The sequence below is a fragment of the Sphingomonas sp. FW306-1B-B10E genome (assembly GCF_058782005.1).
In genome coordinates this window covers 1-13,746 of sequence record NZ_JBYSXG010000078.1, presented here as the reverse complement: position 1 = coordinate 13,746, position 13,746 = coordinate 1, and the positions used below count along the sequence as shown (strand labels likewise).

At 67.4% G+C, this 13,746-nt stretch carries 18 protein-coding genes; 9 read left to right on the top strand and 9 right to left on the bottom strand.

Annotated elements, in window-relative coordinates; all coding sequences use genetic code 11:
- The coding region (locus AC3WJI_RS20320) for a DEAD/DEAH box helicase (RefSeq protein ID WP_492759120.1) at positions 1-1,708 on the bottom strand (1,708 nt) is incomplete at its 3' end.
- 137 nt (positions 1,709-1,845) lie between these two features.
- Here AC3WJI_RS20320 and AC3WJI_RS20315 point away from each other — a divergent pair.
- Both AC3WJI_RS20315 and AC3WJI_RS20310 read left to right on the top strand, forming a co-directional pair.
- On the top strand, positions 1,846-2,760 hold the full coding sequence (locus AC3WJI_RS20315; protein ID WP_492759119.1) for a YybH family protein: 915 nt from the start codon (positions 1,846-1,848) through the stop codon (positions 2,758-2,760).
- A gap of 53 nt (positions 2,761-2,813) precedes the next feature.
- Positions 2,814-3,212 carry a hypothetical protein gene (locus AC3WJI_RS20310; RefSeq protein ID WP_492759118.1) on the top strand — a complete coding sequence of 133 codons (399 nt, stop codon included), beginning with the start codon at positions 2,814-2,816 and terminating at the stop codon, positions 3,210-3,212.
- A gap of 172 nt (positions 3,213-3,384) precedes the next feature.
- On the opposite strand, the gene AC3WJI_RS20305 is transcribed toward AC3WJI_RS20310, so the two are convergent.
- Together AC3WJI_RS20305 and AC3WJI_RS20300 are read right to left on the bottom strand one after the other, a co-directional pair.
- The gene (locus AC3WJI_RS20305) at positions 3,385-3,663 is read right to left on the bottom strand and encodes a DUF559 domain-containing protein (protein ID WP_492759117.1); all 279 of its coding nucleotides are present in this window, start codon (positions 3,661-3,663) and stop codon (positions 3,385-3,387) included.
- Positions 3,664-3,924: 261 nt separating this feature from the next.
- Complete coding sequence (locus AC3WJI_RS20300; protein ID WP_492759116.1) at positions 3,925-5,085, bottom strand: BaiN/RdsA family NAD(P)/FAD-dependent oxidoreductase; 1,161 nt, start codon at positions 5,083-5,085, stop codon at positions 3,925-3,927.
- Between the two features lie 145 nt (positions 5,086-5,230).
- Here AC3WJI_RS20300 and AC3WJI_RS20295 point away from each other — a divergent pair, with 145 nt between their 5' ends.
- The 3 genes from AC3WJI_RS20295 to AC3WJI_RS20285 all read left to right on the top strand — a co-directional run bounded on the left by AC3WJI_RS20295 (position 5,231) and on the right by AC3WJI_RS20285 (position 7,167).
- Positions 5,231-5,842, top strand: coding sequence for a hypothetical protein (locus tag AC3WJI_RS20295; RefSeq protein ID WP_492759115.1), 612 nt, complete (start codon positions 5,231-5,233; stop codon positions 5,840-5,842).
- Positions 5,843-6,124: 282 nt separating this feature from the next.
- Entirely contained in the window at positions 6,125-6,430 is a 306-nt protein-coding gene (locus tag AC3WJI_RS20290; RefSeq protein WP_492759114.1) for a hypothetical protein, read from the top strand.
- Between the two features lie 74 nt (positions 6,431-6,504).
- Positions 6,505-7,167, top strand: coding sequence for a hypothetical protein (locus AC3WJI_RS20285; RefSeq protein ID WP_492759113.1), 663 nt, complete (start codon positions 6,505-6,507; stop codon positions 7,165-7,167).
- A 94-nt stretch (positions 7,168-7,261) separates the two neighbouring features.
- On the opposite strand, the gene AC3WJI_RS20280 is transcribed toward AC3WJI_RS20285, so the two are convergent.
- A complete protein-coding gene (locus AC3WJI_RS20280) occupies positions 7,262-8,086 on the bottom strand; it encodes a LytTR family DNA-binding domain-containing protein (protein WP_492759112.1) in 825 nt (274 codons plus the stop codon).
- On the opposite strand from AC3WJI_RS20280, the gene AC3WJI_RS20275 reads away from it, so the two are divergent.
- Positions 8,052-8,726: a DUF2306 domain-containing protein gene (locus AC3WJI_RS20275; RefSeq protein ID WP_492759111.1), complete on the top strand. Its 675-nt coding sequence runs from the start codon at positions 8,052-8,054 to the stop codon at positions 8,724-8,726. The genes AC3WJI_RS20280 and AC3WJI_RS20275 overlap by 35 nt on opposite strands.
- A gap of 81 nt (positions 8,727-8,807) precedes the next feature.
- The gene (locus tag AC3WJI_RS20270; RefSeq protein ID WP_492759110.1) at positions 8,808-9,107 is read left to right on the top strand and encodes a hypothetical protein; all 300 of its coding nucleotides are present in this window, start codon (positions 8,808-8,810) and stop codon (positions 9,105-9,107) included.
- A gap of 59 nt (positions 9,108-9,166) precedes the next feature.
- Here the strand turns inward: AC3WJI_RS20270 and AC3WJI_RS20265 are convergent, their stop codons facing one another.
- From AC3WJI_RS20265 to AC3WJI_RS20255, 3 genes are all read right to left on the bottom strand, one after another.
- Positions 9,167-9,346, bottom strand: a complete 180-nt coding sequence (locus tag AC3WJI_RS20265) for a hypothetical protein (protein ID WP_025561070.1) — start codon at positions 9,344-9,346, stop codon at positions 9,167-9,169.
- A 322-nt stretch (positions 9,347-9,668) separates the two neighbouring features.
- Positions 9,669-9,938, bottom strand: a complete 270-nt coding sequence (locus AC3WJI_RS20260; protein WP_306098860.1) for an SWIB/MDM2 domain-containing protein — start codon at positions 9,936-9,938, stop codon at positions 9,669-9,671.
- Between the two features lie 31 nt (positions 9,939-9,969).
- Positions 9,970-10,176, bottom strand: coding sequence for a hypervirulence associated TUDOR domain-containing protein (locus AC3WJI_RS20255; RefSeq protein ID WP_492759109.1), 207 nt, complete (start codon positions 10,174-10,176; stop codon positions 9,970-9,972).
- Between the two features lie 173 nt (positions 10,177-10,349).
- On the opposite strand from AC3WJI_RS20255, the gene AC3WJI_RS20250 reads away from it, so the two are divergent.
- On the top strand, positions 10,350-10,583 hold the full coding sequence (locus AC3WJI_RS20250) for a hypothetical protein (protein WP_492759108.1): 234 nt from the start codon (positions 10,350-10,352) through the stop codon (positions 10,581-10,583).
- A gap of 134 nt (positions 10,584-10,717) precedes the next feature.
- Here AC3WJI_RS20250 and AC3WJI_RS20245 read toward each other — a convergent pair whose 3' ends face one another.
- Positions 10,718-11,116: a BLUF domain-containing protein gene (locus AC3WJI_RS20245; protein WP_492759107.1), complete on the bottom strand. Its 399-nt coding sequence runs from the start codon at positions 11,114-11,116 to the stop codon at positions 10,718-10,720.
- Positions 11,117-11,401: 285 nt separating this feature from the next.
- Between AC3WJI_RS20245 and leuA the strand changes: the two genes are divergently transcribed.
- Entirely contained in the window at positions 11,402-13,060 is a 1,659-nt protein-coding gene (leuA, locus tag AC3WJI_RS20240) for a 2-isopropylmalate synthase (RefSeq protein ID WP_492759106.1), read from the top strand.
- Between the two features lie 152 nt (positions 13,061-13,212).
- On the opposite strand, the gene AC3WJI_RS20235 is transcribed toward leuA, so the two are convergent.
- Positions 13,213-13,599, bottom strand: coding sequence for a PRC-barrel domain-containing protein (locus AC3WJI_RS20235; protein WP_492759105.1), 387 nt, complete (start codon positions 13,597-13,599; stop codon positions 13,213-13,215).
- Positions 13,600-13,746: the final 147 nt, after the last annotated feature.

Sequence of the window (13,746 nt, the reverse complement as noted above, 5' to 3'; positions counted from 1 at the left end):
GGTTGGGGTTGCCGTGGCCGCCGCTGCCGCCGCGCGGGCCGCCGCGGGCGCCGCTCTGGTGCGGGGCGCGGCCGCCGCCCCCGCCGTGACCGCCGCCATGCTGGGGCGGGCCGTCGCGCGAGGGCTCGATGTTGACGTCCTCGTCGCCTTCATAGGTGCGGGCGACGGCCGCGGCGAACTTGGCCGCGATGGCGCTGGGGACCTGGAAGAAGGTCTCGTTGGGGCCGATGCGGATCGCGCCGATCTCGTTCTTGGTGATGTGGCCGCGGCGGCAGATCAGCGGCAGTACCCAGCGCGGATCGGCGTTCTGGCGGCGGCCGATATCCATGTGGAACCAGGCGATGTCGTCGAAGCCGGGGCGGTGGCGCTCCTGCTGCGCCGCGCGGCGGCCCTCGGGGGTCTGCTCGATGATCTCCTCGGGCTGGGGCATCGCGGCGCGGTGGGCGTGGACGAGCGCGGCGGCGATCTCCTGCGGGGTCTTCTCGGCGAGCAGGCGCTCGGCGAGGGCGAGGTCCTCATCGTCGGTCTCGACCGGGGCGAGGAGCTGGGCGAGCAGACGCTCGCGATCGTTGGCGCGGATCGCCTCGGGGGTGGGGGCGTCGATCCACTCGGCGTTGATGCGCGCGCCCTTGAGCATCATCTCGACGCGGCGGCGGCGCGGATAGGGGACCAGGAGGACGGCGGTGCCCTTCTTGCCGGCGCGGCCGGTGCGGCCCGAACGGTGCTGGAGCGCCTCGGCGTCGCGGGGGAGCTCGACATGAATGACGAGGCTGAGCGTCGGCAGGTCGATGCCGCGCGCCGCGACATCGGTGGCGACGCAGACGCGGGCGCGGCGATCGCGCAGCGCCTGAAGCGCGTGGTTGCGCTCGGACTGGCTGTGCTCGCCCGAAAGCGCGACGGCGGAGAAGCCGCGCTCGACGAGGGTGGCGTGGAGGTGGCGGACATTGTCGCGGGTGGCGCAGAACAGGATCGCGGTCTCGGCCTCGTGGAAGCGGAGCAGGTTGATCACGGCATGCTCGATGTCCGAGGGCGAGATGGTGACCGCCTGATAGGCGATGTCGCCGTGTCCGCGATCCTCGCCGACGGTGGAGATGCGCAGCGCGTCCTTCTGGTAGCGGCGGGCGAGCGCGACGATCGGCTTGGGCATCGTCGCCGAGAAGAGCAGGGTGCGGCGCTCGTTCGGGGTGGCGTCGAGGATGTGCTCGAGATCGTCGCGGAAGCCCATGTCGAGCATCTCGTCGGCTTCGTCGAGCACCGCGGCGCGGAGCGCGGAGAGGTCGAGCGCGCCGCGCTCGAGATGGTCGCGCAGGCGCCCGGGGGTGCCGACGACGATGTGCGCGCCGTGGCTGAGCTGGCGGCGCTCCTTCGAGGCGTCCATGCCGCCGACGCAGGTGGCGATGCGCGCGCCGGTCGGGCCGTAGAGCCAGATCAGCTCGCGGCTGACCTGGAGGGCGAGCTCGCGGGTGGGGGCGATGATCAGGGCGAGGGGCTCGCGCGACGGGACGATGCGGCCGTCCTCGCCGATCAGGTCGGGCGCCATGGCGAGGCCGAAGGCGACGGTCTTGCCCGAGCCGGTCTGCGCGGAGACGATGAGGTCGCGGCCCTTGGCCTCGTCCTGGATGACGGCGGCCTGGACGGGCGTGGGCGCGGCATAACCACGCGCGGCGAGCGCTTCGGCGAGAAGCGCGGGGAGGTTCTGGAATTCCATGGAACCCGCCACATGGGCGCGGGGGGACGCTAGGGCAAGTGAATTCGCGGTTAACTGCGGCAATCCCTGAGGCGACCGGTTCCCGAGCGCGTCCGGCTTTGATAGGATCGTGCCGGCGATGTCGCGGGGAGACGGGCATGCAGTTCGCGTGGATCGGTGCGGCGGTGGTGCTTGCGGCGCCCGGTGCGGCAAGCGCTGCGGCGGTTGCGGCGAGTCCGGGCGAGGCGAGCGCGGCGGTGCATGCGGCGTTCGCGACGGCGCTGGTCGCCGGCGACGCGGCGGCGATCGCGCGGCTCTACGCCCCGGACGCGATCAGCACGCCCGAATTCCAGCCGTCGCTAACCGGGCCGGGGCAGATCGCCGAGTATTGGAAGACGATCGCCGGGCGGCTCGACATTTTGGACTATGCGCCGGTGCGCGAGGAACTGATCGACCTGGGCGATGGGCATTTCGTCGAGACCGGGCGGTTCAGCTTGCGCTGGCGGGTCGCGGAGGGCGCGGTGCGCGAGGAGGCGGGCAAGTTCGTCGCGGTCTATCGTGCGGACAGGCAGGGGATGCGGCTGGTCTCCGACGTGCGCGGCTTCGCGCGGGCGATCGACGAGGGCGCGCTGTTCCACGTAGCGCTGGCGCCGGTGCAGGTCGCGGCGCCCGCGGACGCGGCGCTCGAGCGCGAGCTGGCGGTGCTCAACCAGCGCAATGCCGATGCGGTGCGCGCGCACCAGCTCGCGCCGCAGCTGACGATGTATGCGCCGGACGCGGTGTTCTGGCCCTTCGCCGGCACCGCCAAGCGCGGGATCGCGGCGATCCGGGCGCATCTGACGCCCTATGTCGCGCAAGGGGCCGGCGTGGCGTTCGACGAGGTACGAGTGTGGCACGACCGCGCGACGCGGCACGGGCGCTGGGTGTTGGAGAATTCGCGCTTTCTGGTGCGCTGGCGCTCGGGCGAGGCCAGCGGCGCGACGAGCGGAGGCGGGCTGCGGCTGTGGCGCCGCGAGGCGGACGGGCAGCTGCGCATGTTCCGCCAGATCGGGACGCACGATTATCGGGGTTAAGCGACGGTTCAGCGGCGCGGGGGGAGCCTGGCGCGGCGTCAAGGAGGCGGAATATGCGGTGGTTCGGGATCGCGGCTTTCGGACTGGTAGTCGCGGCGACACCCGCCTCGGCGCAGATCGCGGGGTCGATGCGCGGGCTCTCGGGCAGCCCGTCGATCCGCGGCGACATCCTGCGCGCGCCGCCGGGCGATCCGGCGCTGGCGCAGCGCGTGTCGGTGTCGCGCGAGATCGGCGATATCCGGAGTGACATTCGCGCGGCGCGCGATGCCGGGCAGCTCAGCCGCAACGCGGCGCGGGCGCTGCGCCGCGAGGGGTATCGGATCCAGGCGGCGAGCACGCGCTATGGCCGCGACGGGTTCTCGGACGCCGAGGCCGCGATGCTGCGCGGGCGGACCGAGGCGCTGCGCAGCGCGGTCGTGGCGAAGCGCAACGCGGGGCTGACGGGGCGCTGAGGCGGCGCTTCGGGCCGCGGGGGCGATTCGCTGCTGCGCCTTAGTCAACTACGATAAACTGTAGACTCGTTAGGCGGACTGGCAGGAAGCGCCGCCGATGGCGGTCGGCTGTTATTCTAGCCCTCTCCCGCTTTCGCGGGAGAGGGTTGGGTGAGGGTCTTCTTCTGCCTCGTCAGCCCAACCGATCCGCGTTCAGCGCCACCATGACGGCCTCCAGCACGCCGTCGAGCTTCTGCAGAACCTCGTTGTTCCAAAAGCGCAGGACCGATAGCCTCGGCTCTCTAGACTGCGTTCGCCGGGCATCGACCTCGACATCATGCTGGCTGCCGTCCGTCTCAATGATGAGCCGTGCCTCCACACACAGAAAGTCGACGACGAAGGGCTCGCGTACTTGCGGAGCTGCGACGCATGGCGACTCGTCTACCGGCGGACGGGTGTACGCATGCGACACGAAGTAGGAGAAAGAAGACCCTCACCCAACCCTCTCCCGCGAAAGCGGGAGAGGGCTAGAAGGCAATGGCTCACCACCAATCTCGGTCCGTCGATTGTGCTGAGAGGGCTATTTTATAAGCTCAGACCTAAGCTTTTCCCGCAAACCTAAGTCTGCGTAACCACTATCGGGTGAACGCGCCCCGCGTTGTTAAGGCCATACGAGGGAATGGCTGACGCAATGTTCTCCTGCACAGGGACGAGGGCGCGAACGCAGATATGCCTAGAGCGCCTGCGCGGCGGCCCAGCCGCTGGCCCAGGCCCATTGGAAATTATAGCCGCCGAGCCAGCCGGTGACGTCGACCGCTTCGCCGATCGCGTAGAGGCCGGGGACCTTGCGCGCTTCCATCGTCTGGGACGACAGGTCCGCCGTGCTGATCCCGCCGATCGTGACTTCCGCCTTGGCATAGCCCTCGGTGCCATTGGGCAGGAACGGCCAGGCGGCGAGGCGGCGGGCGGCTTCGTCGAGCTTACGGTCGGCGAGGTTGGCGAGTTCGCCGGGGAGGGCCAGCTGCTCGGCGAGTGTCTCGGCGAGGCGATCGGGGAGGGTGTCGGCGAGCGCCTTGCGCAGCGTCGTGCGCGGACGTTCGCGCTTGGTCTCGACCAGCCAGCTCGCGGCGCGGCCGGGAAGGAAGTCGATCGCGATCGCTTCGCCGTGGCGCCAATAGCTCGAGATCTGGAGGATCGCCGGGCCCGAAAGACCGCGATGGGTGAACAAGGCGGCTTCGGGGAAGGCGGCCTTGCCGGCGCGGGCGACCACCGGGGTGGCGACGCCCGACAGCTCGCGGAACAGCGCCTGATCGGGCGGCAAGGTGAGCGGGACGAGCGCGGGACGCGGCTCGACCACCTTGAGTCCGAAGCGGCGGGCGAGATCATAAGCGAAGCCGCTAGCGCCCATCTTGGGGATCGACGGACCGCCGGTGGCGATCACCAGCGCCGGGGCCTCGTCAGCGCCGACCCGGTAGCGGCCGTCGGCATGGCCGATCTCGCCCAGCGCGCGGCCGGTGCGGATCTCGACCTGGCCGGCGGCGCATTCGCCCAGCAGCATGTCGACGATCTGGCGCGCCGAGCCGTCGCAGAAGAGCTGGCCGAGGGTTTTTTCGTGCCAGGCGATGCCGTGGCGCTCGACCAATGCGAGGAAATCCTGGGCGGTGTAGCGGCCGAGCGCCGACTTGGCGAAATGCGGGTTGGCCGAGAGATAGCGGTCGGGCGCGGTGTGGATATTGGTGAAGTTGCAGCGGCCGCCGCCCGAAATCAGGATCTTCTTGCCGACCTGCTCGGCATGATCGAGCAGCAGCACGCGGCGCCCGCGCTGCCCGGCGACCGCGGCGCACATCAGGCCGGCGGCGCCTCCGCCGAGGATGATCGCATCATATTGGGGCATTGGCAGGGGTTAGACGCCAAGGCGGGGCGCGTCACCCCCGTGCGCCGACTCGACACGCCGGCAAACATGCGTTCAATCGGTGGCGGAGCGTTCCCACACGCGTTGCGTTCGTCGCCATCGGGATCGCCGAGGAGAAAGGTTTCGAATGCAGGATCCAGCCGCTGCCCGGCTTCGGGCGCATCTGTCCCCGATGCTGTTTGCCGGTACGCTCGCCGGACTGTTCGCGAGCATGCCTGCCTCCGCGCAGGACTATCCTGTGCGTGATGTCGCGGGCTGGACGGTGGCAGCGAGCAGGGACGAGCAAGGCTGCTTCCTGACCCGCACCTATGCCGGCAATGGCGGCACGACCTTGCTCCTCGGCCTCGACGTGGCGGGCGAAAACCATTTGTCGGTGCTCAACGACAATTGGTCGATCAAGCCGAAAGAGCGGTGGAAGCTGACCTTCAAGCTGACCAGCGGCGGCTATCCCAACCATCCGGTGGTCGGAATGGCAGCGGACGGCAAGCGCGGCTTCGTCACCAATTTCGATGGGCAATTTCCCGGCTATTTCGCCGCGTCCAAGGCGCTCCACATCTATCGCGGCGACGTTCCGGTCGAGCAATTGCCCCTCGACGGCAGCGGCGCGGCGATTGCCGAGCTGCGCAATTGCGTGGCCATCCACGCCAAGGCCGCGGCCGGCGCGCCCGAAGCGCGGCGTTCCGGCCGGATCCCGCGGGACCCGTTCGCCACCGACGGCAGGCGGCGATCGGGGGACTGAGAGCCTGGTCACGCAGCGTCATCCCGGAAGCCGCTTCTCTTCGAACCTGTGATTTGAATAGCCGAGAGGTCGATCCCGACTGAAGGCTTTCCAACGGCAAACCTGCGGTTTTCCGGGAAAGCCCAACATTCGGGATGACGAGAAGGATGGAAGGAGGTGCGCGCTCGGCGCTCCGGCAAACCGCTGAACCGAGATGATGCACGGCCGAACAGAATCAGGATTGTTGGAACCGGAAGCGTGAGGTTGGGTTGTTCCGCTTGGTTAATTATTGAAAGATAAAACATGTCGCCAGTGAGTAAGCTTGTCCCCGCCGTCGTGCTTCTGGTCGGTGCGACCGGGCTGGGTGGCTGTGCCACCAAGTCCTTTGTGCGCGAGCAGATCGCCCCGGTGAGCCAGCGCGTCGACGCGCTCGAATCGCGGCTGCAGGAAACCGACGGCACGGCCAAGGCCGCGCTGGCGGAAGCCCAGGCCGCTTCGGGCCAGGCGCAGCAGAACGGCCAGCGCCTCGATCAGCTGAACGGCCGCGTCGACGGCGTCGAGCAGCGGCTGCAGGCCCAGGAAAATCGCGGGAAGCGCCCGCGCAATTGATGCGGCAAACCCGCAAATGCTGATCTTTGCCGCGCATGCGTGCGGCGACCGCTTTCTGGTGAGCGCTTGAATCGATGATCCATGTCATTCTGGCGCTCGCCGGACTTGCGAGCGTGGCTACGGCCGGGAACGATCAGCGAGCGAGGGCGGTGCCCTCGGTCCCCGAGACCAGCGCGTCGCCGGAGGCGCTGCGCGTCGCCGATTGGGTTGCCGCGTCGGGCGACAATCGGTCGCTGCCCTATATCATCGTCGACAAGACGAACGCCTCGCTGTTGCTGTTCGATGCCAAGGGCAAGCCGCTCGCGCAGGCGCCGGTGCTGATCGGGATCGCCCCGGGAGACGATGCGACGCCGGGCGTCGGCAGCAAGAACCTCGCCGAGATCGGCCCCGCGGAGAAGACCACGCCGGCCGGGCGCTTCCTTGCCAAATTCGGCCTGGCGGCCGGCAAGACGCGCGTGCTCTGGGTCGATTACGCCAATTCGGTGGCGCTGCACCCGATTCCCCCGGGCGCCAGCGCGAAGGAGCGGCGGCGCCAGCGGATGCTGTCGGCGACCCCGGACGACAATCGCATCACCTTCGGGTGCATCAACGTCCCCGCGGCGCTGTACGGCAAGACCGTGCGCCCGCTTTTCCAGCGCAAGGGCGGCTATGTCTATGTGCTGCCCGACACCAAGCCGGTCGAGGAGGTGTTCCCCCGGCTGCGCGTGCATGCGCTGACTAGCGGCGGGATGCGTTAGGTCGTTGGAGGCCGCGGAGCAGATTTGCGTACGCAACGGGTGACACGACGAACGAACGATCGCGCACGCTGAGACGGGTGCGCCAGGCAGTCGGTCAACTTGCCGCTTCCGCCGCCGCCGTCTCCAGCCAGCCCTGCTCGCGCAACATCGGAACGTTGGCGCGGGCGACCGGAACGATGCGACCGTCGACGAGGCGAAGCCGCATGTTGCGGTCTTCGCGGATCACGCCGGCGACCGCATCGCGTGCCACCCACCAGCTGCGATGGACGCGCGCGCCGTTGCCCTCGAGCTGGGCGACCGCGTCTCGCATCCGCATCAGGATCATCGCGTTGCCGTGGACCGTGTGGACGCGCACATAATGATCCTCATTTTCCAGGCATAGCACGTCACCTCGCAGATGCGGCGGCAGCAAGTCGAGGAACGCGGGCGCGGTCGCCGCGCCCGGTGGGGCCGGATCGATGGGTCGCGGCACGGGGGGCGCCGACTCTCCGGCATCTTCGGATCTCGACTGCTTCCCGGGCTCCGGCTTGGGCGCCCGTGCCAGCAACTGCACCACCGTGACCGTAGCGCCGACGATCAAGGTCTGCAGATAGGTCGCGAGCAACGCACTGACGCTGATGCTGCGCCAATCCGGTCCTGCCGAACCCAACGCAATCACCATCGCAGTCGGAAAGGCCGCGAGCGCACATGCGGCGAAGATTGCGATCGGGCGCGGGATGTGGGTCTGCCGGACCAGGGCATCGCCGGCGGCGATCACCGGGCGAAAGAAACAATAGCCCGTGATCAGATAGAGCGCCCAAGCGATCAGGCGGCGGTGAAAAGGGGCTTGGTAAGAGCCGAACGGTCCCAGGACCGTCAGCACCAATATCAGTCCGGCCAGAATCGTGAGTTCGCCGAGCAGTCGGCGCCGCGCGATCATGCGTACCTCCCCTTCACGCTTCGCGAACGGGTCGTGGTGCGGGTTTCGGCCCGGTCACGAACGCATCCGCGCCCTTCGCGAAGGCGCGCTGGCCCGGGACGGCCGCCTTGCCGACAAGCGCCGCAAGGAGATTCAAATGCCCGACCCTGTTCATCCTTCTCACATCGTTTCCCAGCGCGACCGCTGGATCGTCATCGTAGGCGCGGTCGCCGGCGGCGCAATCTTGCTGGCCTTGATGCACGGCATTGCAAGCGGCGCGGTGGCGCGGTCAAGCATCCGCAACCTCTGGCTCGCATTGCATCTGGCGTCCGTACTCCCGGCGCTTCCGCTCGGCGCCTATGTCCTGTTGCGGCGCAAAGGCGACGGTCCGCACCGCATCCTCGGCAAGCTTTGGGCGTTGCTGATGCTGTCCGCTGCAGTGTCCAGTTTCGGGCTTCGCGGGATGACCGGCGGGCTCAGCGTCATCCATCTGCTGTCGGTGGTCGTGCTCGTGATGATCCCGCGCGGGATTTTGCTGGCGCGCGTCAACCGGATCGAAGCGCACAGGCGTACCATGTCGCTGACCTATCTGGGGCTGGCGGTTGCCGGGCTGTTCACGATGCTGCCGGGGCGGATGTTGGGAAGCTGGCTGTTCGGGTGAAGGATGCTGCCGGTCTTACGAACGATCGTTACGGCCGGCTGCCGGCTTTGCATCATTCGGACGCAGGTCTAGACGTCCCACATGGTCTTCGATCTGCGCCGCGCGTTGCTTGCCAAGGAAGAGCGCGAGTCGGCGCGGCTCATGGATTTCGAATTCCGGTTGCGGGCGCGAACCTTGCGCTTGCTCGCCGAACGTATCGAGCGGGACCCTGAAGCTTTGGTTGCCCTTGTCGCGGAGGGGGACGACGAGACCGTCCTCGGCAAGTTGAAGATCGACTTTCCGGACCGGGACATCGCGGCTCTGTTCGCCCACGCCCGTGTCGAGGCGCGTCGATTGCTGACGAAGGAAGTGGGTGATCCGACGCCTCACCGATTGGCGTGATTGCTCCTGCCCCAAGCTTCTCGTGCAAATCCAAGCGGTGAAGCCCAGCGGACTTCCACTCAGTGCAGCTTGGCGATGCTCAGCCCGTCGAGCTTGGCGCGTTCCTTGACCGATTCCTCGCTGCGGGTGAGCGCCTTGGCGATCGCCTTCAACGCCATGCCCTTCTTGGCGAGCGTGTGCAGCTTCTGGATCTCGTCGGTGCGCCAGGGCTGGCGGTGGCGCTCGAAACGCTCGGACATGCGGGTCTCCTGTTCGGTGCCGCCATGCCAGCCGTGAGGCGCGGTGACCAGTTCCGTGCAGGCGTGCCCCCTGTGAATATTTCTGTGGAAAACGCCGCCGGGGGGCATCGATCGGGCCAGGATGCGCGGTGGCGGACCGTGTCGCCCTCAGCGAGTCGGGGGGTGGAGCTGCGCCATAGCGCGCCACCCGGGGTCTCCGCTGGTCGGCGCGCGGATCGTCTTGCCCATCTGGAGAGGCGGAAACGCAAACGAGGCGGGCCTCGTTCGAGACCCGCCCCGTTCGTCGCTCGTCAGGCGCGCCGGCCCGGGGCCGGCGACGGCCTTACTTGACGTGCTTGGAGATGTGCTTGTTCATCTCGAACATCGTCACCTTCTTGGCGCCGAAGATCTTCTCGAGCTTGTCGTCAGCCAGAATTTCCCGCTTGTTTTCAGGGTTCTGGAGGTTGTTCTTCTTGATGTGGTCCCACATCTTGCTGACGATCTCGCTGCGCGGCAGATCGGCGGTGCCGACGATCGCGGCCAGCTCCGGCGAGGGCGTCACCGGCTTTGCGATGCCACCACGTGCTCCGCCAGCTGCTTTAGTTTCGGCCATTCTTCTTCTCCTGTTCGAACCCGTTTCCGGGCTATTCCTTCGTCAGCGCCGCGGGCTTGTGCGAAGCCTTCCCGCCATTGTCGCTCTCGACGATGTACTGGGGTTCGTGCTCGGATGCACGGACCTGATGCCCTTTGATCGTGGTATCGCGCGTCTGTCTAGAGAGCACTTTGCCATGGGCGGTGCCGCCATGCGATTTCCAGCTGACCTTGTCGCCCTTCTTGAGATGCTCCGCCATCGCCATTTCTCCGTATCTTACACAGATTAAGCGCGGTGGAATGCCAGAGGTTGCCGGTGCGCCGCGCTTCGTCGCGCGCGCGGTTCGGCTCGGCGGAAAGCGCGGGGGCGTCGCGCGGTTGGAACCGGCGCGGGCGGCATGCTATCAGCCGCGGATCGTGCGGGAGGGACGGAATGCGGTTGCTGGTTTTGGGTGCGGTGTTGGCGCTCGGCGGATGCGGCGGTGGCGGGACCACCGGCACCAATTATTCGGACGCGCCGCCCATGGCGGAGATCGTCGGCACGCCGGCGCCCAAGCCCAGCGAGACGCCGACGCCCGAGGCCGAGGCGACCGAGGCTGCGGCGGACAATGCGGTGGCGGTCGAGAATAGCTTCGAAGATGAGGTGGCGGGAAACGGGGCGGAGTAGTTTCTATCCTCCCCCGGAGGGGGAGGGGAACCGCGAAGCGGTGGAGGGGTAATCTCCACGAGCGACGCCGCTCGTGGAGATTACCCCTCCGTCAGCCTGCGGCTGCCACCTCCCCCTCCGGGGGAGGATTGAAATCAAGCGGCGCGGCGGACCTTGGCGAAGCCTTCGAAAGTGGCGCGGACGTTCGCATCCGCATTTTCCGCGAGGCGGCTGACGCGCGCCACGAATTGGTCGGCATCGGCACCCGGGGTGTGATGCGCCATCGCCCATTCGCCGAACTCGCGGGCCGCGATATCGCGGCGCGACAGGACGACGATCGCGCGGTGCCGTCCATCCTGCCGAATCCGCTCGAACGCGGCCTCGACCTTGTCCCGCGGGCCTTCGAGCGCCTGGAGGAAGCGTGCGCCGTCCGAATAAAGCAGACCGGTGATCGCGTCGCGGCCATTATTGGCGCGCGACGCGGCCAAGATCGCCGCAGCGTCGATATTCGCGGCGTTCGGAGTGACGCTGCTTACGTAAACGAGTTGAAGCATGGGGAATCGCCAAGATGTTTCGTTCCCGGCGATGGTAGGAGCCGGGCACTAACCCCAGGTAAATCCCGCATTTATCCAGGTTAGGATGACAAGAAATTTCCGCGCGCTATGATGCGCTGGTGATTGCGATTCGGCTTGCGACGCTGCTTCGACTTAGCCGCCCTTAGGCGGCCGATCTTTCGCGCCTGAGGCGCGGGCTGCCTGAGGGCCTTTAGACCTGCATCCTTGAACGCCGCGGCGCCTCCTCCTAGGCGTCGTCGCCGAGCCACAGGAAGTCCCGAAGCCATGTTGCGCGATCCGAGTGTAAAATACCGTCCATTTCCCCAGGTCGATTTGCCCGACCGGCAATGGCCGTCGAAGACAATCACCAAGCCGCCGCGCTGGCTGTCGACCGATATGCGCGACGGCAACCAGGCGCTGATCGATCCGATGGACGGCGAGAAGAAGCAGCGCTTCTTCGACTTGCTGGTCAAGGTCGGCGTCAAGGAGATCGAGGTCGGCTTTCCGAGCGCCGGGGCGACAGAATTCGACTTCATCTCGGGACTGGTGCGCGAGGGGCGCATCCCCGACGACGTCATCGTCCAGGTGCTCACCCAGTCGCGGCAGGACCTGATCGAGACCAGCTTCCAGAGCGTCAAGGGCGCCAAGCAGGCCATCGTCCACCTGTACAACGCCGTGTCGCCGGCGTGGCGCGAGGTGGTGTTCCGGATGAGCCGCGACGAAGTGCGCGAGATTGCGGTGGCGGGCGCCAAGGTGCTGCGCGACGAAGCCGCCAAGCAGCCCGACACCGAATGGCATTTCGAATACAGTCCCGAGACCTTCTCGACCGCCGAGCTCGATTTCTCGGTCGAGGTCTGCGAGGCAGTGATGGAGATATTGCGGCCGACGCCGGAGCGGCCGCTGATCCTCAATTTGCCCGCCACGGTCGAGGCGGCGACGCCCAACATCTACGCCGACCAGATCGAATGGTTCGGGCGCAACATTCGAAACCGGGACTCGGTGGTGATCAGCCTGCACACCCACAATGATCGCGGTACCGGCGTCGCGGCGGCGGAACTGGGGCTGATGGCAGGGGCCGACCGAGTCGAGGGCTGCCTGCTCGGCAATGGCGAGCGCACCGGCAATTGCGACCTCGTGACCGTCGCGCTCAATCTGTACACGCAGGGCGTGAACCCGGGGCTCGATTTCTCGGACATCGACGAGATCGTCAACACCGTGAACTATTGCACCAATCTGCCGGTGCATCCGCGCACCCCTTATGCCGGCGACCTCGTCTTCACGGCGTTCTCGGGCAGCCATCAGGACGCGATCAAGAAGGGCTTCGCGGCGCAGGAAGCGCGCAACGACGAGCTGTGGAACGTGCCCTATCTGCCGATCGACCCCAAGGATCTTGGACGCGATTACGAGGCGGTGATCCGGGTGAATTCGCAGAGCGGTAAAGGCGGGGTCGCCTGGGTGCTCGAGCAGGATCGCGGATTGAAGCTGCCCAAAAGGATGCAGGCGGACTTCTCGAAGCACGTTCAGGCGCTGGCCGACGAGACCAGCCGCGAGCTCAACGCCGCGGATATCCGGGCGAAGTTCGAGGCGGTGTATCTGCCGGGGGCGGGCGACCGGATCGCTTTGGTCGATTATGAGGAGACCGGCGCGGCGGGCAGCCGCGTGTTCGTCGGACGGATCGCGGTGGACGGCGTCGAGCAGAGTATTTCGGGACGCGGCAACGGCTTGATCTCGGGCGTGATCGATGCGCTTGCGGGAACGACCGGGCCGTCCCTCGACGTGGTCGACTATAGCGAGCACGCGATCGGGCATGGCGCCGACGCGCAGGCCGCGGCCTATGTCGAGTGCCGCACTGCCGATGGGCGGACGGTATTCGGGGTGGGCATCGACGCCGATATCGCTACGGCGAGCGTGCGCGCGGTGCTCAGCGCGGCGAATAGGGCGTAGGAGTACCGTAAGCCGTTCCCCGGCGAAGGCCGGGGCCCAGTCGCGGTGGCGCGGTACGCCCGACCCATTAGCCGCTTGCAACTGGGCCCCGGCCTTCGCCGGGGTGGGATTAGGGGCGGCGCGGCCCGGTCGGGAGCGCGCCGCCCGGCAGCTCAATTGTAGGTCAAGCCGTAATAGCCGTAGATGCGCTCGCCATAGGCCTCGTCATAGACGGGCTGTTCGTCGGCGGCGTAGCGCGGCGCGCCTTCGAGGGTTTCCTTGTCGATGTCGACGACATAGCCGCCCTGCTCGATATCGTAGCTGAGCTTTTCCCAGGGCAGCGGATAATAGTCGCTGCCGAGCCCGAACACGCCGCCGAACTGGAGCACGGCGTACTCGACCTGGCCCGAGAATTTGTCGACCATGAAATTGTAGATCGAGCCGAGCTTCTCGCCCTGCTCGTCATAGACCGCGGTGCCCTCGACCTTGTTCGAGGCGATCAGGGCTTCGGTCTCGTCGGTCGCGATCTGCCCGTCATTGGCGATTTCCGTGTCGGTCATTGCTCGTCTCCTCGACTCAGCCCCCGCCGGCAATGCCAAGGTGCCGTCACGCGGTTACCGAGCGATGACACCTTTAAGCCCCTCCCCTTCAGGGGAGGGGTTGGGGGTGGGGCATGGCGGTCTCACCGAGCCTTTCACCCGTTGACA

Excerpts from the sequence above, each read along its gene's own strand:
- AC3WJI_RS20315 (WP_492759119.1), top strand. The coding sequence starts at position 1,846 with ATGCAGTTCGCGTGGATCGGTGCGGCGGTGGTGCTTGCGGCGCCCGGT.
- AC3WJI_RS20310 (WP_492759118.1), top strand. The coding sequence starts at position 2,814 with ATGCGGTGGTTCGGGATCGCGGCTTTCGGACTGGTAGTCGCGGCGACA.
- AC3WJI_RS20300 (WP_492759116.1), bottom strand. The coding sequence starts at position 5,085 with ATGCCCCAATATGATGCGATCATCCTCGGCGGAGGCGCCGCCGGCCTG.
- AC3WJI_RS20295 (WP_492759115.1), top strand. The coding sequence starts at position 5,231 with ATGCAGGATCCAGCCGCTGCCCGGCTTCGGGCGCATCTGTCCCCGATG.
- AC3WJI_RS20290 (WP_492759114.1), top strand. The coding sequence starts at position 6,125 with ATGTCGCCAGTGAGTAAGCTTGTCCCCGCCGTCGTGCTTCTGGTCGGT.
- AC3WJI_RS20285 (WP_492759113.1), top strand. The coding sequence starts at position 6,505 with ATGATCCATGTCATTCTGGCGCTCGCCGGACTTGCGAGCGTGGCTACG.
- AC3WJI_RS20280 (WP_492759112.1), bottom strand. The coding sequence starts at position 8,086 with ATGATCGCGCGGCGCCGACTGCTCGGCGAACTCACGATTCTGGCCGGA.
- AC3WJI_RS20270 (WP_492759110.1), top strand. The coding sequence starts at position 8,808 with ATGGTCTTCGATCTGCGCCGCGCGTTGCTTGCCAAGGAAGAGCGCGAG.
- AC3WJI_RS20265 (WP_025561070.1), bottom strand. The coding sequence starts at position 9,346 with ATGTCCGAGCGTTTCGAGCGCCACCGCCAGCCCTGGCGCACCGACGAG.
- AC3WJI_RS20260 (WP_306098860.1), bottom strand. The coding sequence starts at position 9,938 with ATGGCCGAAACTAAAGCAGCTGGCGGAGCACGTGGTGGCATCGCAAAG.
- AC3WJI_RS20255 (WP_492759109.1), bottom strand. The coding sequence starts at position 10,176 with ATGGCGGAGCATCTCAAGAAGGGCGACAAGGTCAGCTGGAAATCGCAT.
- AC3WJI_RS20250 (WP_492759108.1), top strand. The coding sequence starts at position 10,350 with ATGCGGTTGCTGGTTTTGGGTGCGGTGTTGGCGCTCGGCGGATGCGGC.
- AC3WJI_RS20245 (WP_492759107.1), bottom strand. The coding sequence starts at position 11,116 with ATGCTTCAACTCGTTTACGTAAGCAGCGTCACTCCGAACGCCGCGAAT.
- leuA (WP_492759106.1), top strand. The coding sequence starts at position 11,402 with ATGTTGCGCGATCCGAGTGTAAAATACCGTCCATTTCCCCAGGTCGAT.
- AC3WJI_RS20235 (WP_492759105.1), bottom strand. The coding sequence starts at position 13,599 with ATGACCGACACGGAAATCGCCAATGACGGGCAGATCGCGACCGACGAG.